The 15,999-nt window shown below is 34.1% G+C and carries 32 protein-coding genes; all 32 read right to left on the bottom strand.

The window, feature by feature from the left end; translation table 11 throughout:
- Positions 1-53: 53 nt before the first annotated feature.
- The 32 genes from rplQ to rpsJ all read right to left on the bottom strand — a co-directional run bounded on the left by rplQ (position 54) and on the right by rpsJ (position 15,600).
- A complete protein-coding gene (gene rplQ / locus DP68_RS04060) occupies positions 54-395 on the bottom strand; it encodes a 50S ribosomal protein L17 (protein ID WP_035306503.1) in 342 nt (113 codons plus the stop codon).
- A gap of 41 nt (positions 396-436) precedes the next feature.
- The gene (locus DP68_RS04055; RefSeq protein ID WP_035306501.1) at positions 437-1,384 is read right to left on the bottom strand and encodes a DNA-directed RNA polymerase subunit alpha; all 948 of its coding nucleotides are present in this window, start codon (positions 1,382-1,384) and stop codon (positions 437-439) included.
- Positions 1,385-1,453: 69 nt separating this feature from the next.
- Complete coding sequence (gene rpsD / locus DP68_RS04050) at positions 1,454-2,074, bottom strand: 30S ribosomal protein S4 (protein ID WP_035306498.1); 621 nt, start codon at positions 2,072-2,074, stop codon at positions 1,454-1,456.
- 29 nt (positions 2,075-2,103) lie between these two features.
- Entirely contained in the window at positions 2,104-2,502 is a 399-nt protein-coding gene (gene rpsK / locus DP68_RS04045) for a 30S ribosomal protein S11 (protein WP_035306494.1), read from the bottom strand.
- Positions 2,503-2,531: 29 nt separating this feature from the next.
- Entirely contained in the window at positions 2,532-2,903 is a 372-nt protein-coding gene (gene rpsM / locus DP68_RS04040) for a 30S ribosomal protein S13 (protein WP_035306492.1), read from the bottom strand.
- A 123-nt stretch (positions 2,904-3,026) separates the two neighbouring features.
- The gene (gene rpmJ, locus DP68_RS04035) at positions 3,027-3,140 is read right to left on the bottom strand and encodes a 50S ribosomal protein L36 (protein WP_003373491.1); all 114 of its coding nucleotides are present in this window, start codon (positions 3,138-3,140) and stop codon (positions 3,027-3,029) included.
- Positions 3,141-3,155: 15 nt separating this feature from the next.
- The gene (gene infA / locus DP68_RS04030; protein ID WP_035306489.1) at positions 3,156-3,374 is read right to left on the bottom strand and encodes a translation initiation factor IF-1; all 219 of its coding nucleotides are present in this window, start codon (positions 3,372-3,374) and stop codon (positions 3,156-3,158) included.
- 6 nt (positions 3,375-3,380) lie between these two features.
- Entirely contained in the window at positions 3,381-3,662 is a 282-nt protein-coding gene (locus DP68_RS04025; protein WP_035306487.1) for a KOW domain-containing RNA-binding protein, read from the bottom strand.
- Positions 3,663-3,673: 11 nt separating this feature from the next.
- The gene (gene map / locus DP68_RS04020; protein WP_035306484.1) at positions 3,674-4,426 is read right to left on the bottom strand and encodes a type I methionyl aminopeptidase; all 753 of its coding nucleotides are present in this window, start codon (positions 4,424-4,426) and stop codon (positions 3,674-3,676) included.
- On the bottom strand, positions 4,427-5,077 hold the full coding sequence (locus DP68_RS04015; RefSeq protein ID WP_035306480.1) for an adenylate kinase: 651 nt from the start codon (positions 5,075-5,077) through the stop codon (positions 4,427-4,429).
- A gap of 22 nt (positions 5,078-5,099) precedes the next feature.
- On the bottom strand, positions 5,100-6,377 hold the full coding sequence (gene secY / locus DP68_RS04010) for a preprotein translocase subunit SecY (RefSeq protein WP_035306477.1): 1,278 nt from the start codon (positions 6,375-6,377) through the stop codon (positions 5,100-5,102).
- Positions 6,377-6,817 carry a 50S ribosomal protein L15 gene (gene rplO, locus DP68_RS04005; RefSeq protein ID WP_035306474.1) on the bottom strand — a complete coding sequence of 147 codons (441 nt, stop codon included), beginning with the start codon at positions 6,815-6,817 and terminating at the stop codon, positions 6,377-6,379. The genes secY and rplO overlap by 1 nt, the downstream gene beginning before the upstream one ends.
- A gap of 19 nt (positions 6,818-6,836) precedes the next feature.
- Positions 6,837-7,019 (bottom strand): 50S ribosomal protein L30, encoded by a 183-nt coding sequence (rpmD, locus tag DP68_RS04000; protein WP_035306470.1) that lies wholly within the window; start codon positions 7,017-7,019, stop codon positions 6,837-6,839.
- A gap of 12 nt (positions 7,020-7,031) precedes the next feature.
- Positions 7,032-7,529 carry a 30S ribosomal protein S5 gene (gene rpsE, locus DP68_RS03995; RefSeq protein ID WP_035306466.1) on the bottom strand — a complete coding sequence of 166 codons (498 nt, stop codon included), beginning with the start codon at positions 7,527-7,529 and terminating at the stop codon, positions 7,032-7,034.
- A gap of 16 nt (positions 7,530-7,545) precedes the next feature.
- On the bottom strand, positions 7,546-7,905 hold the full coding sequence (rplR, locus tag DP68_RS03990) for a 50S ribosomal protein L18 (RefSeq protein ID WP_035306462.1): 360 nt from the start codon (positions 7,903-7,905) through the stop codon (positions 7,546-7,548).
- Between the two features lie 20 nt (positions 7,906-7,925).
- Entirely contained in the window at positions 7,926-8,468 is a 543-nt protein-coding gene (gene rplF, locus DP68_RS03985; RefSeq protein ID WP_035306459.1) for a 50S ribosomal protein L6, read from the bottom strand.
- Positions 8,469-8,490: 22 nt separating this feature from the next.
- Complete coding sequence (gene rpsH / locus DP68_RS03980; RefSeq protein ID WP_035306457.1) at positions 8,491-8,889, bottom strand: 30S ribosomal protein S8; 399 nt, start codon at positions 8,887-8,889, stop codon at positions 8,491-8,493.
- Between the two features lie 27 nt (positions 8,890-8,916).
- Positions 8,917-9,102 carry a type Z 30S ribosomal protein S14 gene (locus DP68_RS03975; protein ID WP_035306453.1) on the bottom strand — a complete coding sequence of 62 codons (186 nt, stop codon included), beginning with the start codon at positions 9,100-9,102 and terminating at the stop codon, positions 8,917-8,919.
- Positions 9,103-9,118: 16 nt separating this feature from the next.
- A complete protein-coding gene (rplE, locus tag DP68_RS03970; RefSeq protein WP_035306451.1) occupies positions 9,119-9,661 on the bottom strand; it encodes a 50S ribosomal protein L5 in 543 nt (180 codons plus the stop codon).
- A 21-nt stretch (positions 9,662-9,682) separates the two neighbouring features.
- The gene (gene rplX / locus DP68_RS03965) at positions 9,683-10,003 is read right to left on the bottom strand and encodes a 50S ribosomal protein L24 (protein ID WP_035306447.1); all 321 of its coding nucleotides are present in this window, start codon (positions 10,001-10,003) and stop codon (positions 9,683-9,685) included.
- An 18-nt stretch (positions 10,004-10,021) separates the two neighbouring features.
- On the bottom strand, positions 10,022-10,390 hold the full coding sequence (gene rplN / locus DP68_RS03960; RefSeq protein ID WP_035306444.1) for a 50S ribosomal protein L14: 369 nt from the start codon (positions 10,388-10,390) through the stop codon (positions 10,022-10,024).
- Between the two features lie 31 nt (positions 10,391-10,421).
- Entirely contained in the window at positions 10,422-10,676 is a 255-nt protein-coding gene (gene rpsQ / locus DP68_RS03955) for a 30S ribosomal protein S17 (protein ID WP_035306440.1), read from the bottom strand.
- 19 nt (positions 10,677-10,695) lie between these two features.
- Positions 10,696-10,908, bottom strand: a complete 213-nt coding sequence (rpmC, locus tag DP68_RS03950; RefSeq protein ID WP_035306437.1) for a 50S ribosomal protein L29 — start codon at positions 10,906-10,908, stop codon at positions 10,696-10,698.
- The gene (gene rplP, locus DP68_RS03945) at positions 10,898-11,341 is read right to left on the bottom strand and encodes a 50S ribosomal protein L16 (protein ID WP_035306435.1); all 444 of its coding nucleotides are present in this window, start codon (positions 11,339-11,341) and stop codon (positions 10,898-10,900) included. Before rplP ends, rpmC begins: the two co-directional genes overlap by 11 nt.
- 17 nt (positions 11,342-11,358) lie before the next feature.
- Positions 11,359-12,027 carry a 30S ribosomal protein S3 gene (gene rpsC / locus DP68_RS03940; RefSeq protein WP_035306432.1) on the bottom strand — a complete coding sequence of 223 codons (669 nt, stop codon included), beginning with the start codon at positions 12,025-12,027 and terminating at the stop codon, positions 11,359-11,361.
- A gap of 17 nt (positions 12,028-12,044) precedes the next feature.
- Positions 12,045-12,380, bottom strand: coding sequence for a 50S ribosomal protein L22 (gene rplV, locus DP68_RS03935; protein WP_035306430.1), 336 nt, complete (start codon positions 12,378-12,380; stop codon positions 12,045-12,047).
- Positions 12,381-12,402: 22 nt separating this feature from the next.
- Complete coding sequence (gene rpsS / locus DP68_RS03930) at positions 12,403-12,687, bottom strand: 30S ribosomal protein S19 (protein WP_035306427.1); 285 nt, start codon at positions 12,685-12,687, stop codon at positions 12,403-12,405.
- A gap of 67 nt (positions 12,688-12,754) precedes the next feature.
- Positions 12,755-13,585, bottom strand: a complete 831-nt coding sequence (gene rplB / locus DP68_RS03925) for a 50S ribosomal protein L2 (protein WP_035306424.1) — start codon at positions 13,583-13,585, stop codon at positions 12,755-12,757.
- Positions 13,586-13,644: 59 nt separating this feature from the next.
- Positions 13,645-13,938 carry a 50S ribosomal protein L23 gene (rplW, locus tag DP68_RS03920; protein ID WP_035306421.1) on the bottom strand — a complete coding sequence of 98 codons (294 nt, stop codon included), beginning with the start codon at positions 13,936-13,938 and terminating at the stop codon, positions 13,645-13,647.
- A complete protein-coding gene (rplD, locus tag DP68_RS03915; protein WP_035306418.1) occupies positions 13,938-14,558 on the bottom strand; it encodes a 50S ribosomal protein L4 in 621 nt (206 codons plus the stop codon). The genes rplW and rplD overlap by 1 nt, the downstream gene beginning before the upstream one ends.
- A gap of 24 nt (positions 14,559-14,582) precedes the next feature.
- Positions 14,583-15,212 carry a 50S ribosomal protein L3 gene (rplC, locus tag DP68_RS03910; protein ID WP_035306415.1) on the bottom strand — a complete coding sequence of 210 codons (630 nt, stop codon included), beginning with the start codon at positions 15,210-15,212 and terminating at the stop codon, positions 14,583-14,585.
- 79 nt (positions 15,213-15,291) lie between these two features.
- Positions 15,292-15,600 (bottom strand): 30S ribosomal protein S10, encoded by a 309-nt coding sequence (gene rpsJ, locus DP68_RS03905; protein ID WP_035306413.1) that lies wholly within the window; start codon positions 15,598-15,600, stop codon positions 15,292-15,294.
- Positions 15,601-15,999 lie beyond the last annotated feature (399 nt).

Raw genomic sequence — 15,999 nt, 5'->3', positions numbered from 1 at the left:
GTTAACAAAATATTAAAACGGGGACTAAGCTATTTCCTTAATCCCCTAAGCTGCTATACTAATTCTAATATAACAATTTCAGCTCCATCGCCTCTTCTTGGACCTACTTTATACATTCTAGTATATCCACCGTTTCTTTCAGCATATTTAGGAGCTATATTTTCAAATAAGTTTGTAACTACTTCTTCTTCTGTTATAAATGCAAGTGCCTGTCTTCTTGCATGAAGATCTCCTCTTTTTCCTAGAGTGATCATTTTTTCAGCTAAGTTTTTTGCTTCTTTTGCTCTAGTTTCTGTAGTTTCTATTTTCCCAGTTTTTAAGAAACTAGTAACTAGATTTCTAAGCATAGCTCTTCTTTGGTCAGTTGGACGACCTAATTTACGATATCCTGCCATCTCTATACCTCCTTACCTTTTACGCAAATTCTATATGTGAATTATTCCTCACTTTGTTTCAAACCTAAGCCTAAAGCTTCAAGCTTTTGTTCTACTTCTTCTAGGGATTTCTTACCTAGATTTCTAACTTTCATCATATCATCCATAGTTTTTTCTGTTAATTCTTGAACTGTATTAATTCCTGCTCTCTTTAAGCAATTATAACTTCTAACAGATAAATCTAATTCTTCAATAGTCATTTCTAAAACTTTTTCTTTTTTATCTTCTTCTTTTTCTACCATTATTTCTACGTTGTTTGCGTGATCTGTTAAAGTCATAAATAATTTAAAGTGCTCAATTAATATTTTAGATGATAAGCTTACAGCTTCATCTGGCATAATCGTTCCATTAGTCCATAATTCAAGTGTTAACTTATCATAGTCAGTTATTTGGCCTACTCTTGTATTTTCAACAGTAAAGTTGACCCTCTTTATCGGAGTATAAATTGAATCCACAGGAATAGTTCCTATAGGCATACCTTCTGCCTTATTCTTGCTTTGAGTGACATATCCTCTACCTCTATTTACTATTAGCTCAATGTAAAGTCTTGCTTCATCATCAAGGGTAGCTATATGTAAATCCTTATTGATTATTTCTATATCACCATCTGCTTTAATATCTCCTGCTGTAACTTCGCCTGGTCCTTGTGCATCTATATATATAGTTCTAGGTCCATCACCATTCATTTTTAAAGCTAACATCTTTATGTTTAGTATTAACTCAGCTACATCCTCTTTTACTCCCTTAACAGTGGAAAACTCATGAAGGACATTTTCAATTTTTATGTGATTAACAGCTGCTCCAGGTAATGAAGAAAGTAATATTCTTCTTAAAGCATTTCCTAGGGTTGTTCCATAGCCTCTTTCTAGTGGCTCTATAACAAACTTGCCATATGAACCATCCTCAGCCATTTCTACACATTCTATTTTAGGCTTTTCTATTTCTAACATTTAGAACCCTCCTTTTTATTTATATAAATTGACGTTGAGGGCAACTGATTCTTTTAATTAAGCTAATTATTATTTGCTGTATAACTCTACTATTAATGTTTCGTTTACAGGTACATCTATATCAACTCTTGCTGGTTCACTTATTACTTTACCTTCAAAGTTTTCTGGATTTCCAGATAACCAGTTTGGTAAAGTTTTTGGATTTTCAGCAAATACTTTGAAAGTTTCACTAGCTCTACTCTTTTCACATACAGCTATAACATCATTTACAGCTACTTGGTAAGAAGGTATATCTACTTTCTTTCCATTTACTAAGAAATGTCCATGAGTTACTAACTGTCTTGCTTCTTTTCTTGAACTTCCGTAACCTAATCTATAAACTACATTATCAAGTCTCATTTCAAGAAGCTTTAATAGAGTTTCGCCTGTTATGCCTTTTACTCTTTCAGCTCTATCATAATTCATTCTGAACTGTTTTTCTAATAACCCGTATATTCTCTTAGCTTTCTGCTTTTCTCTTAACTGTAATCCATAGTTAGAGATCTTCTTTCTACTCTGTCCATGTTGTCCAGGTGCGTATCCTCTTCTTGCGATCGCACATTTATCTGTATAACATCTATCTCCTTTAAGGAATAGCTTTAATCCTTCTCTTCTGCAAAGTCTGCAAACTGCTCCAGTATATCTTGCCATTTAAAATTACACCTCCTATTACTATAATATTAGACTCTTCTTCTCTTTGGTGGTCTACAACCATTATGTGGTATTGGAGTAACATCCTTAATTAAAGTTACTTCAAGTCCAGCTGCCTGTAGTGATCTTATAGCCGCTTCCCTACCTGCTCCTGGTCCTTTAACTAAAACTTCTACACTCTTTAAACCGTGTTCCATAGCTGCCTTTGCTGCAGTTTCTGCTGCCATCTGAGCTGCAAATGGAGTACTCTTTCTTGAGCCTCTAAATCCTAGTCCTCCTGCACTTGACCAAGATAATGCATTTCCAACGGCATCAGTTATAGTAACTATAGAATTGTTGAAAGTTGATTGTATATGAGCACAACCATGTTCAACATTTTTTCTTTCTTTTCTTCTTCTTGTCTTTTTAACCTTTGATCCAGCTGCCATCTTTATCCCTCCTTATTTATTATTAGATCTTATTTCTTCTTTTTGCTCGCAACCATTTTCTTAGGACCTTTTCTAGTTCTAGCATTGGTCTTAGTTTTCTGACCTCTTACTGGAAGACCTTTTCTGTGTCTTATTCCTCTGTAAGATCCTATTTCCATTAATCTCTTTATATCAAGAGCGATATCTCTTCTCAAATCACCCTCAACTATTAAATTCTTATTTATATAGTCTCTTAATGAGTTTACTTCTTCTTCAGTTAAATCTCTAACTCTTGTGTCTGGATTTATTCCTGTTTCTTTAAGAATTTTATGAGCTGTTGGTAATCCAATTCCATAAATGTAGGTTATGCCTATTTCTATTCTTTTTTCCTTTGGTAGGTCAATACCTGCTATTCTTGCCATTAAAATTTACACCTCCTGAATATCTTCTTTATGAGTAATATGAATTTATTTATATCTAAAGTTTAGGCCATTAGAAAGACGAGCTTCTAACGTCAGCCGCACCTAAAACATTATTGACTTTAACTAACCCTGTTTTTGCTTATGTTTTGGGTTTTCACAGATAACCATAACTCTGCCTTTTCTTTTAATAACTTTACATTTTTCGCATATAGGTTTAACAGATGGTCTTACTTTCATAGCTAACCCTCCTTATTACTTTGCTCTCCAGGTTATTCTTCCACGTGTCAAATCGTATGGAGATAACTCAACAGTTACTTTATCACCTGGTAAAATTTTAATAAAATTCATTCTTAGCTTTCCAGAAATATGTGCTAATATCTTATGACCACTTTCTAGTTCTACTTCAAACATTGCATTAGGTAAAGCTTCTAATACAGTACCCTGCATTTCAATTACATCTTCCTTTGACATAAGGTCTCAAACCTCCTTATTCATGTCGTGAGACTGCAAAAACTTTCTAATTAATGAATTATTAATTGTATTTCCTGATAGTATTAATTCTCTTATTTCTTCTGATAATATGTTGGTAAAAGATAAGTGTTTTATTTTTTTCTTTTTAGGATTTTCTATTAGTCTTAAGCTTCCATCTGAAATATATACATACTCTTCATTTAGCTTTGCAACAATCACAAAAAGCCTATCCTTATCTCTTCCAGCTTTAGAATACACTACCTTGCCAATGTGGTCGTTTTGTTCCAAATTATTCACCTCTACTGACCTAGTGTTAATATTTCCGGTCCATTTTCTAAGATAGCTACTGTATTTTCATAATGAGCAGATAAGCTATTATCACTTGTTAATACTGTCCATTCATTATCTTCTACAAAAACTTGATATGCGCCTATATTTACCATCGGCTCTATGGCTAGCACCATACCCTTAGTCAATTTTGGTCCTCTTCCAGGTCTACCGAAGTTAGGAACTTCAGGAGCTTCATGCATATCTCTTCCTATACCATGACCAACATAGTCTCGAACAATAGAATACCCAAAACTTTCCACATGCATTTGAATTGAGTGTGAAATATCTGTTAGTCTATTACCTACTATAGCCTTTTCTATGCCTTTGAAAAAACCTTCTCTAGTTACATTAATTAGTTGCTCTGCTTCCTTGGATATATTTCCTACAGCAAATGTTCTTGCCGCATCACCATGGTACCCATTAAGTATAGCTCCGCAATCTATGCTTATTATATCTCCCTCTTGAAGCACCCTATCTTTAGAAGGAATTCCATGTACTACTTCACTATTTACTGATGTACATATGGAAGCTGGGAATCCATGATACCCTTTAAAAGATGGCTTAGCATCCCTTTTTGCAATAAATTCCTCAGCTATTTTATCCAAGTCTGCAGTAGTTATACCAGGCTTTATAACCTCTTGAAGTTTTGCTAGAGTGTCACCCACAACTTTACCTGCTTGCCTCATATATTCAATTTCCATATCATTTTTAATTAATATCATTTATTTTTCGCTCCCCAAAATATCAGAAATATTCTCAAATACTTCTTTTATTTCTCTTGTACCATCTATAGTGGATAACACTTCTTTATCACTATAGTACTGAATTAAAGGTTGCGTCTGCTTTGAATAAACGTCAAGTCTTTCTCTAACTGTTTCCTCTGAATCATCTTTTCTTTGAATTAACTCACTTCCACAAACATCACACTTTCCTTCAACCTTTGAAGGATTGAATTTTACATGATAACTTGCTCCACATGAATTACAAACTCTTCTTCCAGTCATTCTCTCAAGTATATACTCCTGAGGAACATCTATTAAAAGTGACGAATTTATGCTTTGATTATCTTCATGTAAAAATCCATCTAATGCTTCTGCTTGCGCAACTGTTCTTGGGAATCCATCTAGAAGAAATCCATTCTTACAATCATCTTGTTGTAATCTGTCTTTAACTAGATCTATAGTTAACTCATCAGGAACTAACTGACCCTTATCCATGTAGCCTTTTGCCTTTACTCCTAGGGGCGTTTTTTCAGAAATATTCTTTCTAAAAATATCTCCTGTAGATATATGTGGTATGGAATACTTTTCACTTATTAATTTAGCCTGAGTCCCTTTTCCAGCTCCTGGAGGACCTAATAAAATTATATTCAACTAAACCATCTCCAATTATATATTACTTTAAGAATCCTTGGTAATGTCTCATAACCAACTGTGATTCTATTTGTCTTACAGCTTCAAGCGCTACACTGACCATTATTAATAGTCCTGTACCACCAAAGTAAACTCCTTTAAACGGAGTACCATTTGCTATAATTATAGGAAGAATAGCTATCATAGCAACAAAAATACCTCCTAGTATAGATATTCTTGTTAATATCTTATCTATATAGTTAGCAGTTGAATCTCCAGGTCTTATTCCTGGAACGAATCCTGATGATTTATGCATGTTTTCAGCCATTTCATCTGGCTTGAAAGTAACCTGAGTATAAAACCATGTAAAAAATACTACAAGGATGAAATATATAACCATATACTGCAAGCTTCCTTCTTTGAATAAACTAAATTTACTTCCTGTAACAAAAGTATAAAACTTAGATTCTGGCCAAATAGCTCCTATAGTGGCAGGAAACTGCATAACTGACATAGCAAATATAATTCCTATAACTCCTGATGAGTTAACATTAATAGGAATATGAGTTGATTGTCCTTTATATACCCTACCGCCTACAGTCTTACCTGCATATTGAACAGGAATTCTTCTCTCTGCTAAACTCATGATAACTACTACTATAAATAAAGCTACTGCTAGAACAGCGAACATTATCACTTGTATAAAGTTTACTTCTTCTACCTTTTGTAATGCAGCAACTTGATATATAGTTTTTGGAATCCCAGATATAATATTGACAAATATTAAGAGTGATATACCATTACCTACACCTTTTACAGTAATCTTATCTCCAAACCACATTAAAAATGTGGATGCTGTCGTTAAAGTAAGAATAATCAAGAACATGTTTAGCCTTGATGCATCTTGTAGTGCCCCAGCTCTTGAAATTATAGCATACGTACTAAATGCCTGAACTATGGCAAAGAATATAGCTCCATAACGAGTATATTGCTGAATCTTCTTTCTGCCATCTTCTCCTTCTTTAGAAAGTTGTTCTAAAGAAGGTAAAGCAATAGTTAACAGTTGAAATATAATGGATGAGTTAATATACGGCCCTACACCCATTGCAAATATACTAAAATTACTGAAAGCACCACCAGATATCAAGTCATAAAAAGCAAACAAGTTTCCACCCTGTGAAAGAGCTTGTAACTTAGTTCGATCTATTCCAGGAACAAGGATAAAATTACCCATTCTAAAAAGAGCTAACATAAAGAATGTAAATATTAGTCTCTTTTTTAGATCTGGAACTTTCCAGGCATTACGTAGGGTTGATAACATTATATCACCTCAACTTTTCCTCCAGCTGTCTCAATCTTTTCAGCTGCTGCCTTGGAGAACTTTGTAGCTTTTACAGTTAACTTTTTAGTTAGTTCGCCATTTCCAAGAATTTTAACTCCGTCGTATACTTTACTTATTACTCCGTTTTCCATTAATACTTCTGGAGTTACTTCTGTTCCATCTTCAAATATGTTTAATCTATCTACATTTATAGTAGCATATTCTTTAGCAAATATGTTCGTAAATCCTCTTTTAGGTAATCTTCTATATAAAGGCATCTGGCCACCTTCAAATCCTGGTCTTACGCCACCGCCTGATCTAGCATTCTGTCCCTTTTCTCCCTTACCTGCATTTCTTCCAAGGCCTGAACCTGTACCTCTTCCGACTCTTTTAGGAGCTTTTCTAGAACCTTCTGCTGGTCTTAATTCGTGAAGTTTCATTATAGTTACACCTCCTCTTTTACTGTACTTCTTCTACATCTAAAAGGTAGCTTACCTTATTTATCATTCCTCTGATTTGAGGAGTGTCATCATGTTCAACAGTTTTACCGATTTTCTTTAATCCAAGAGCGGTAACTGTAGCTATCTGATCTTTTCTTCTACCAATTGTACTTCTTTTTAAAGTAATTTTAAGTTTAGCCAAGGCTATTCCCTCCTAACCTAAGATCTCTTCAACGGTTTTTCCTCTTAGCTTAGCTATTTGCTCAGCTGTTCTTACTTTTGATAAACCGTCGATAGTTGCATTAACCATGTTTCTTGGGTTATTGGAACCTAAAGATTTTGCTCTAACATCTTTTAATCCTGCTAGTTCAAGTACCGCTCTAACTGGACCCCCAGCTATAACTCCTGTACCTTCTTTAGATTTCATTATAAGTACTCTTCCAGTACCGAATTTACCTTCTATATTATGTGGAACTGTAGTTCCTACCATTGCAACTTCCACTAAATTCTTCTTTGCGTCTTCTATGCCTTTTCTAATTGCTTCAGGTATTTCTATAGATTTTCCCATACCTACGCCTACATGACCATTTTCGTCTCCTACTACAACGAGGGCGCTAAATCTAAAGTTTCTACCACCTTTAACAACCTTAGCAACTCTATTAATAAAAACTACTTTTTCCTTCAAGTTTAAAGTGCTAGGATCTATTCTCATTTATTTCCCTCCTTTATTAGAATTGTAAACCTGCTTCTCTTGCACCTTCGGCAAGTTGTTGCACTCTTCCGTGATAAATGTATCCGCCTCTATCAAACACTACTTTAGTAATTCCTTTTTCTATAGCTTTTTTAGCTACAGACTGGCCTACTAATTTAGCTCCTTCTTTATTGCTTCCAACTGCACTGAATTCTTTTTCTAAACTGGAAGCTGAAACTAAAGTTACTCCATTTATGTCATCAACTATCTGAGCATATATGTTCTTTTCGCTTCTATATACTGCAAGTCTTGGCATTTCAGGAGTTCCAAAAACTTTTTTACGAACTCTTATGTGACGTCTCACTCTTGATTCTTGTCTATCTTGCTTATTAATCATTGAAACTCACTCCTTTCTTATTATTTCTTACCAGTCTTACCTTCCTTACGTCTAATAACTTCGTTATCATACTTGATACCTTTTCCTTTGTAAGGTTCAGGTTTTCTCCAACTTCTTATATCAGCAGCAACGTTTCCTACCTTTTGTTTATCTATACCGCTAACTACTACCTTGTTATTTCCTTCAACTTGGAATTGAACACCTTCTACTGGTTCTATTTCAACTGGATGTGAGAATCCTAAGCTCATTACTAATTTATTTCCCTGCACTTGAGCTCTATAACCTACACCAACTAATTCTAAAGTCTTTTTGTATCCTTCAGTTACTCCAATAATCATATTATTGATTAAAGCTCTTGTTAATCCATGAAGAGCTCTGTTTTGTTTTTGATCATTATTTCTTGTTACTACAACAGAATTATCTTCAACAGCTATATTAATAGCAGTGTTCATAGCTTTAACAAGTTCACCCTTTGGTCCTTTAACAGTAACAACGTTGTCTGGTGTTACTGCGAAAGTTACACCATTAGGTATAGCTATTGGAAGTCTACCAATTCTTGACATAATTACACCTCCTGTTTCCTAATTACCATATGTAGCAAAGAACTTCTCCGCCTACAGCTAATTTTCTTGCTTCTCTATCTGTAACTATTCCTTTTGAAGTTGATACGATAGCTACTCCTAATCCATTCAACACTCTAGGAATCTCTTCTTTTCTGCAATATACTCTTAATCCTGGTTTTGATATTCTCTTTAAACCAGTAATAGTCTTCTCTTTGTTCTGACCATATTTCATTGTTACTTTTAACATTGGAACTGATCCGTCAGTATATTCCTCAACGTTCTTTATATATCCTTCTTGTAACATTATGTTTGCAATAGCCTTCTTTATAGTTGAAGAAGGTATTTCTACAGTTTCATGTTTAACTATATTTGCGTTTCTTATACGAGTTAATAAATCAGCAATTGGGTCAGTCATTACCATTTAATGTGCCTCCTTTCCTATTCTATATTACCAGCTAGCTTTCTTGCATCCTGGTATCTGTCCTTTATATGCAAGTTCTCTAAAGCAAATACGGCATATACCAAACTTTCTTAGCACAGCGTGTGGTCTACCACATATTCTACATCTTGTATAAGCTCTAGTGGAATACTTAGGTTCTTTTTTCCATTTTTCTATCAAAGCTTTACGTGCCACAGTTTTCCCTCCTTAATTACTGAGCAAATGGCATTCCAAGGAATCTTAATAATTCTCTAGCTTCCTCGTCAGTCTTTGCAGTAGTTACAAATGTTATATCCATTCCTCTAACTTTATCAATTTTATCATATTCAATTTCTGGGAATATTAATTGTTCTTTAAGTCCTAATGAATAATTTCCTCTACCATCAAAAGACTTATCAGAGATTCCTCTAAAGTCTCTAACTCTTGGAAGAGCTACATTCATTAACTTATCTGCAAATTCATACATTGTGTTCTTTCTTAATGTTACCTTACAGCCTATTGCCATGTTCTCTCTGATTTTGAAGTTAGCAATAGATTTTTTAGCTCTTGTTAATATTGGCTTTTGACCTGCTATTATAGTTAAATCGCTAACAGCTGATTCTAATACCTTCTGATTATCCTTAGCTTCTCCAATACCCATGTTAATAACTATTTTATCAAGCTTTGGAACTTCCATTATATTTTTATATCCGAACTTTTCCATTAAAGCTGGTACAACTTCTTTTTCATACTTTTCTTGTAATCTTGGATTCATTAAGTAAACCTCCTTTCAAGATTAGAATGTTTCTCCACACTTTTTACAAACTCTTACCTTAGTTCCGTCATCTAATAACTTATGACTTATTCTTGTTACTGATTTGCACTTTGTGCAGTATAACATAACTTTGGAACTATATATAGGTGCTTCTTTATGAACTATTCCACCCTGCATATTCTCTTTGCTTGGTTTTTGGTGTTTTGTAATTAAATTAACACCCTTAACTAATACTTTGTTAGTCTTAGGTAATACACTTACAACTTCACCTATTTTGCCTTTATCTTTACCAGATATAACCATTACAGTATCCTGTTTTCTAACATGTATTTTATTCTGCATTCAAGTCACCTCCCTATCCTATAGAACTTCTGGTGCTAAGGATAAAATTTTTGTGAATTCTTTGTCTCTTATCTCTCTAGCTACAGGTCCAAAGATACGAGTACCCTTTGGCTGTTTATCATCTTTTATTATAACAGCCGCATTTTCATCAAATCTTATGTATGATCCGTCTGCTCTTCTTAATCCTTTAACAGATCTTACTATAACGGCTTTAACTACTTCACCTTTTTTAACAACACCGCCTGGTGTTGCACTTTTAACACTAGCAACGATTATATCGCCTATGTTACCCCATTTTCTTTTTGATCCACCTAATACTCTAATACACATTATTTCTTTAGCGCCAGAGTTATCTGCAACTTTTAGTATAGTTTGCTGCTGAATCATTCAAATACCCTCCTTTCAGCCTTTGTAACTATTATTTAGCTTTTTCTACTATTTCTACAAGTCTCCATCTTTTATCTTTAGATAATGGTCTAGTTTCCATTATTAATACTCTATCATTCATCTTTGCTTCATTATTTTCATCATGAGCTTTGAATTTAGTTGTTCTATTAATTGTTTTTCCGTATAGTGGGTGACGAACTTTTGTTTCAACTGCAACAACAATTGTCTTATCCATTTTATCAGAAACAACTCTACCTAATCTTGTCTTTCTTAATTTTCTTTCCACAGGATGAACCTCCTCTCAATTACTGCTCAATAGTCCTTAGTTCTGCTTCTCTAAGGATGGTTTTAATCTGGGCTATAGATTTTTTAACTTCTCTTATTCTCATTGGGTTTTCTAATTGGCCAGTAGCTAATTGAAATCTTAGGTTAAATAATTCGCCCTTAAGGTCATTTAATTTACCCTCTAAATCTTGTGGGTTGTTTTGTCTTAATTCTTGTAATTCTTTAGCCTTCATTGATTTCACCACCCATTTCCTCAAAGTCTGATCTTTTTACAAATTTAGTTGATACAGGTAGTTTGTGTGATGCAAGTCTCATAGCTTCTCTAGCAACCTTTTCATCTACACCTGTTAACTCAAATAAAACTCTACCTGGTTTTATAACTGCTACCCAGTACTCTGGTGAACCTTTACCGGAACCCATACGTGTTTCAGCTGGCTTTTCAGTAACTGGTTTATCTGGGAAAATCTTTATCCAAAGTTTTCCTCCTCTTTTTATATATCTATTTATAGCTATTCTGGCTGATTCTATCTGATTGCTAGTAATCCAACCACATTCAGTAGCTTGTAAACCGTAATCACCATATGCTATAAAGTTTCCTCTTGTAGCCTTACCCTTCATTCTGCCGCGTTGTACTTTACGATGTTTAACTCTTTTAGGCATTAACATGTCATATTCCTCCTTCCCTATGCATTAACTTCTTCCTTTTTTTCTTTTTTAACTGGAAGAACTTCACCTCTATATACCCAAACTTTTATTCCTATTTTACCAAATGTAGTATCTGCTTCAGCAAATCCATAATCGATATCAGCTCTTAATGTCTGAAGTGGAATTGTGCCTTCATGATACTGTTCAGTTCTAGCTATATCTGCTCCTCCAAGTCTTCCTGAGCAAGCAGTCTTAACACCTTTAACTCCTGATTTCATCGCTCTTTGTATAGTTTGCTTCATTGCTCTTCTGAAAGAAATTCTCTTTTCTAACTGTTGAGCAACATTTTCAGCCATTAATTGTGCATTTGTTTCTGCATTCTTAACTTCTACTATATTTATTAATATATTTTTATCATCTTTTACAAACTTCTTAAGTTCGTTTCTTAAAGCATCTATTCCTTGACCACCCTTACCAATTATCATTCCTGGTTTAGCAGTATAGATGTTTAACTTAACTCTTTTTGCAGCTCTTTCTATTTCTATTTTTGAGATTCCAGCAGCATAAGATTTTTTCTTTACGAATTCTCTTATATTATTGTCTTCTACTAAGTTATCTGCAAAATTCTTTTTATCAGAATACCATTTAGCATCCCAATCTTTAATTACTCCAACTCTTAAGCCGTGTGGATGTACTTTCTGACCCATCTGTTTCCCTCCTTCTTTTAAGCTCTTTCTTTAACAACTAATGTTATATGACTAGTTCTCTTAAGTATTCTAAAAGCTCTACCTTGTGCATGAGGTTGAAATCTCTTTAATACAGGTCCCTGACAAGCGTAAGCTTCCGCTACATATAATGTATTTATATCTAAGTTTAAATTATTTTCTGCATTTGCTACAGCTGATTTTAAAACTTTTTCTACAACTACAGCTGCTCTTTTAGGAGTATATTTTAATATAGCAAAGGCCTCATTTACATTCTTATTTCTTATTAAATCAAGAACTATACCCACTTTCATTGGGGACATTCTTACATATTTAGCTATTGCTTTAGCTTCCATTTATTATTACCTCCTTCCCGCATTATCTAACAGAACTTGATTTAGCTGTCTTATCTACATGACCTTTATAAGTTCTTGTTAGAGCAAATTCTCCTAATTTATGTCCTACCATATCTTCAGTAACATATACAGGAACATGTTTTCTTCCATCATGCACTGCTATAGTATGACCAATCATCTGTGGGAAAATAGTTGAACTTCTAGACCAAGTCTTTACAACTTTCTTTTCTCCATTTTTGTTCATTTCATTTATTTTCATTAAAAGTCCCTCATGTATAAAAGGTCCTTTTTTAACAGATCTACTCAAATTTATGGCCTCCCTTCATATAACCGTTATAATAATCTTTGAAGAGAATAAAAATATTCTCTTCAAATTATTTAGTTCTTCTCTTAACGATAAGTCTATCTGAATACTTTTTATGTTTTCTAGTTTTGTATCCAAGTGCTGGTTTACCCCATGGAGTAAGAGGACCTGGGCGTCCAACTGGTGTTCTACCTTCTCCACCACCGTGTGGATGGTCATTAGGATTCATTACAGAACCTCTAACTGTAGGTCTGAAACCCTTGTGTCTTGTTCTTCCAGCTTTACCAATGTTAATTATATCATTAGTTAAATTTGATACTGTTCCTATAGTAGCTCTACATTCTACTCTAACGTATCTCATTTCTCCACTTGGAAGTCTTAAAGTTGCATAGTCTCCTTCTTTAGCCATTAACTGTGCGGAACTTCCTGCTGCTCTTACAAGCTGAGCACCTTTTCCTCTTGCTAATTCCACGTTATGAACAATTGTACCTACTGGTATGTTCTTTAATGGCAAGCAGTTTCCTACTTTTATATCAGCTTCTGGTCCTGATACAACTGTATCCCCTACTTTTAATCCGTGTGGAGCAACTATGTATCTTTTTTCACCATCAGCATATACAACTAATGCTATAAATGCTGTTCTGTTTGGATCATATTCCACGCTAGAAACCTTAGCTGGAATTCCATCCTTATTTCTCTTGAAGTCTATTAATCTATATTTTCTCTTTGCACCGCCACCACGATGACGAACAGTTATCTTACCGGTATTATTTCTACCACCTGTTTTACTTAAAGAAACTAATAATGACTTTTCTGGCTCATTTGTTGTAATTTCTTCAAAAGTGCTCATAGTCATCTGTCTTCTACTTGGAGTGGTAGGTCTAAATGTTTTAACTGCCATTTGTAAACCTCCATTTCTTAGCTTATCTGGCTTATAGCCACTAACGCTTTAATTTATTATTACATTCCTTCAAAGAATTCTATAGCTTTACTATCTTGAGCTAGTTTAACTACAGCTTTCTTGTAATCAGGTCTTTTTCCAAAGTGCACTCCAACTCTCTTGTTCTTTCCAAGAATGTTTGCAGTTCTCACTTCTTCTACTTTTACGCCAAATACTGCTTCAACAGCTGTTTTTATTTGACACTTATTAGCATGCTTATCTACGATAAAGGTGTACTGCTTTTCTCCCATAGAAGCCATACTTTTTTCAGTTATAACAGGTCTTCTTATTATATCATAATTTGTTAGCTTCATTATGCATACACCTCCTCAACTTTAGATACAGCATCCTTAGTTATAATAAACTTTTCATACTTTAAAATATCATATACATTTAAATTGTTTACTGGAATAACTGCTACTCCTTCAATGTTTCTAGCTGATTTATAAACATTTTCGTTTGATTCAGCTGTAACAATTAAAGTCTTTTTAGCTTCAAAAGCATTTAACATAGCAACCATTTCCTTAGTCTTTGGAGCTTCTAATTCAAGATTTTCTAATACTATCATGTCATTATCTTTAACTTTCGCAGATAAAGCTGACTTCATAGCAACCCTTCTCATTGACTTTGGAATTGAAACTCTATAGCTTCTTGGCTTTGGAGCAAAAACAATACCTCCGTGTATCCATTGTGGAGATCTTGTTGATCCTTGTCTTGCTCTACCAGTTCCCTTTTGTCTCCAAGGCTTTATTCCGCCTCCAGAAACTTCTGCTCTTGTCTTTGCAGACTGAGTTCCTTGTCTTTTATTAGCTAATTGAGCTACAACTACTTGATGTAATGCATACTCATTAATTTCAGCAGCAAATATATTATCTGCTAATTGAACATCTCCAACCTTTTGACCTTGTTTATTAAATAATCCTACTGTAGGCATTCTGCATCCTCCTTTCTACAAAAATTAAGCTTTAACGGTATTTCTTATTACCACAAAACCTTTATTTGGTCCTGGTACTCCGCCCTTAATTAAAATTATATTTTTTTCTGGCATAATTTTAACAACTTCTAAATTTAATACAGTTGTATTTCTGTTTCCCATGTGTCCAGGCATCTTCTTGTTTTTGAAAGTTCTTGATGGATCTGAAGAAGCTCCCATGGAACCTACTGATCTATGGAATTTAGAACCGTGTGTCATTGGTCCTCTGTGACCATTCCATCTTTTTATTGTACCTTGGAATCCCTTACCCTTGGAAACTCCAGATACATCAACTTTATCTCCTGCTACAAATAAATCTGCCTTTAATTCCTGTCCTACTTGATAATCATTAGAATTCTCTAATTTGAATTCCTTTAATAATCTTTTAGATTCTACACCTGCTTTGCCGAAGTGACCCTTTAATGGCTTGTTAACTAATTTTTCTTTTATTACGCCATATCCTACCTGTATAGCCTCGTAACCATCTTTTTCAACAGTTTTCTTCTGAGTAACTACACATGGACCTGCTTCAATTACTGTTACAGGAACCACCTTATTGTTTTCATCAAATATCTGAGTCATTCCAAGCTTTTTACCTATTATAGCTTTTTTCAATTGTTACACCTCCTCAACATATTAGCGGACCACATTATTACGCAGTCATAATAGTTCGTAATAGTAAAATCTATTACAATTATAATTTTATTTCAATATCAACGCCTGCTGGTAAATCTAATCTCATTAACGCATCAACAGTCTTTGGTGATGGGCTAAGGATATCAATTAATCTCTTATGAGTTCTAATTTCAAACTGCTCTCTTGAATCTTTGTACTTATGCGGAGCTCTTAATATAGTAACAATATCTTTTTCTGTTGGTAGTGGCACTGGACCTGCTACCTTTGCTCCTGATGTTTTAGCAGTTTCAACAATTTTTTGAGCTGATTGATCTAAAATTGTGTGATCAAATGCTTTTAGTCTAATTCTAATTTTTTGTTTTGCCATTTAATTTCCCTCCTTTTTTCCTGCACGCTTTACTTCATACGTACAACAGCGGATATATTCTATAAACTGCTCCGGGTGTTGCATTATACACCACAACGAAACACATCACAAAATAACCGTCGCCTGGTTCTAGACCAAAACTAACTAGGTTAAGAATTACCCGGAAGTCCGGCAACCTCTTACCTCATCGCTGTTATCACAATACAACTTCTATAGTATACACTATTTCTTTAAAGTTGACAAGTATTTTTTTTATTTTATCTAACAGCCCAATATATGTTATATATCTACACTTTATAAAAAAGAAGAGTGTAAAACACTCTTCTTTTGCTATGCATAGCTAAAGTATATACCTTGATTTGAAAATTTTCAACATTATTTTTATTATTCTTCTATTGT

The sequence above is a fragment of the Clostridium sp. HMP27 genome, assembly GCF_000765165.1.
In the GTDB taxonomy this organism is placed as follows: Bacteria; Bacillota; Clostridia; order Clostridiales; family Clostridiaceae; genus Clostridium_AK.
Note: the sequence above shows the minus strand (reverse complement) of the source record. Positions and strands in the feature narration are given on the sequence as shown.

What these genes read in the sequence shown, in the direction of transcription:
- rplQ (WP_035306503.1), bottom strand. Translation starts at nt 395, where the DNA reads ATGGCAGGATATCGTAAATTAGGTCGTCCAACTGACCAAAGAAGAGCT.
- DP68_RS04055 (WP_035306501.1), bottom strand. Translation starts at nt 1,384, where the DNA reads ATGTTAGAAATAGAAAAGCCTAAAATAGAATGTGTAGAAATGGCTGAG.
- rpsD (WP_035306498.1), bottom strand. Translation starts at nt 2,074, where the DNA reads ATGGCAAGATATACTGGAGCAGTTTGCAGACTTTGCAGAAGAGAAGGA.
- rpsK (WP_035306494.1), bottom strand. Translation starts at nt 2,502, where the DNA reads ATGGCAGCTGGATCAAAGGTTAAAAAGACAAGAAGAAGAAAAGAAAGA.
- rpsM (WP_035306492.1), bottom strand. Translation starts at nt 2,903, where the DNA reads ATGGCAAGAATAGCAGGTATTGACCTACCAAAGGAAAAAAGAATAGAA.
- rpmJ (WP_003373491.1), bottom strand. Translation starts at nt 3,140, where the DNA reads ATGAAAGTAAGACCATCTGTTAAACCTATATGCGAAAAATGTAAAGTT.
- infA (WP_035306489.1), bottom strand. Translation starts at nt 3,374, where the DNA reads ATGTCAAAGGAAGATGTAATTGAAATGCAGGGTACTGTATTAGAAGCT.
- map (WP_035306484.1), bottom strand. Translation starts at nt 4,426, where the DNA reads ATGATATTAATTAAAAATGATATGGAAATTGAATATATGAGGCAAGCA.
- secY (WP_035306477.1), bottom strand. Translation starts at nt 6,377, where the DNA reads ATGTTATCAACCCTACGTAATGCCTGGAAAGTTCCAGATCTAAAAAAG.
- rplO (WP_035306474.1), bottom strand. Translation starts at nt 6,817, where the DNA reads ATGAAACTTCACGAATTAAGACCAGCAGAAGGTTCTAGAAAAGCTCCT.
- rpsE (WP_035306466.1), bottom strand. Translation starts at nt 7,529, where the DNA reads ATGAGAATAGATCCTAGCACTTTAAACTTGAAGGAAAAAGTAGTTTTT.
- rplR (WP_035306462.1), bottom strand. Translation starts at nt 7,905, where the DNA reads ATGATTAATAAGCAAGATAGACAAGAATCAAGAGTGAGACGTCACATA.
- rplF (WP_035306459.1), bottom strand. Translation starts at nt 8,468, where the DNA reads ATGTCAAGAATTGGTAGACTTCCAATAGCTATACCTAATGGTGTAACT.
- rpsH (WP_035306457.1), bottom strand. Translation starts at nt 8,889, where the DNA reads ATGGTAATGACTGACCCAATTGCTGATTTATTAACTCGTATAAGAAAC.
- rplE (WP_035306451.1), bottom strand. Translation starts at nt 9,661, where the DNA reads ATGAATCCAAGATTACAAGAAAAGTATGAAAAAGAAGTTGTACCAGCT.
- rplX (WP_035306447.1), bottom strand. Translation starts at nt 10,003, where the DNA reads ATGCAGAATAAAATACATGTTAGAAAACAGGATACTGTAATGGTTATA.
- rplN (WP_035306444.1), bottom strand. Translation starts at nt 10,390, where the DNA reads ATGATTCAGCAGCAAACTATACTAAAAGTTGCAGATAACTCTGGCGCT.
- rpmC (WP_035306437.1), bottom strand. Translation starts at nt 10,908, where the DNA reads ATGAAGGCTAAAGAATTACAAGAATTAAGACAAAACAACCCACAAGAT.
- rplP (WP_035306435.1), bottom strand. Translation starts at nt 11,341, where the DNA reads ATGTTAATGCCTAAAAGAGTTAAACATCGTAAAGTACAACGCGGCAGA.
- rpsC (WP_035306432.1), bottom strand. Translation starts at nt 12,027, where the DNA reads ATGGGTCAGAAAGTACATCCACACGGCTTAAGAGTTGGAGTAATTAAA.
- rplV (WP_035306430.1), bottom strand. Translation starts at nt 12,380, where the DNA reads ATGGAAGCTAAAGCAATAGCTAAATATGTAAGAATGTCCCCAATGAAA.
- rplB (WP_035306424.1), bottom strand. Translation starts at nt 13,585, where the DNA reads ATGGCAGTTAAAACATTTAGACCTACCACTCCAAGTAGAAGACAGATG.
- rplW (WP_035306421.1), bottom strand. Translation starts at nt 13,938, where the DNA reads ATGAAGCTAACAAATTATGATATAATAAGAAGACCTGTTATAACTGAA.
- rplD (WP_035306418.1), bottom strand. Translation starts at nt 14,558, where the DNA reads ATGCCTACAGTAGGATTATTTAATAAACAAGGTCAAAAGGTTGGAGAT.
- rpsJ (WP_035306413.1), bottom strand. Translation starts at nt 15,600, where the DNA reads ATGGCAAAACAAAAAATTAGAATTAGACTAAAAGCATTTGATCACACA.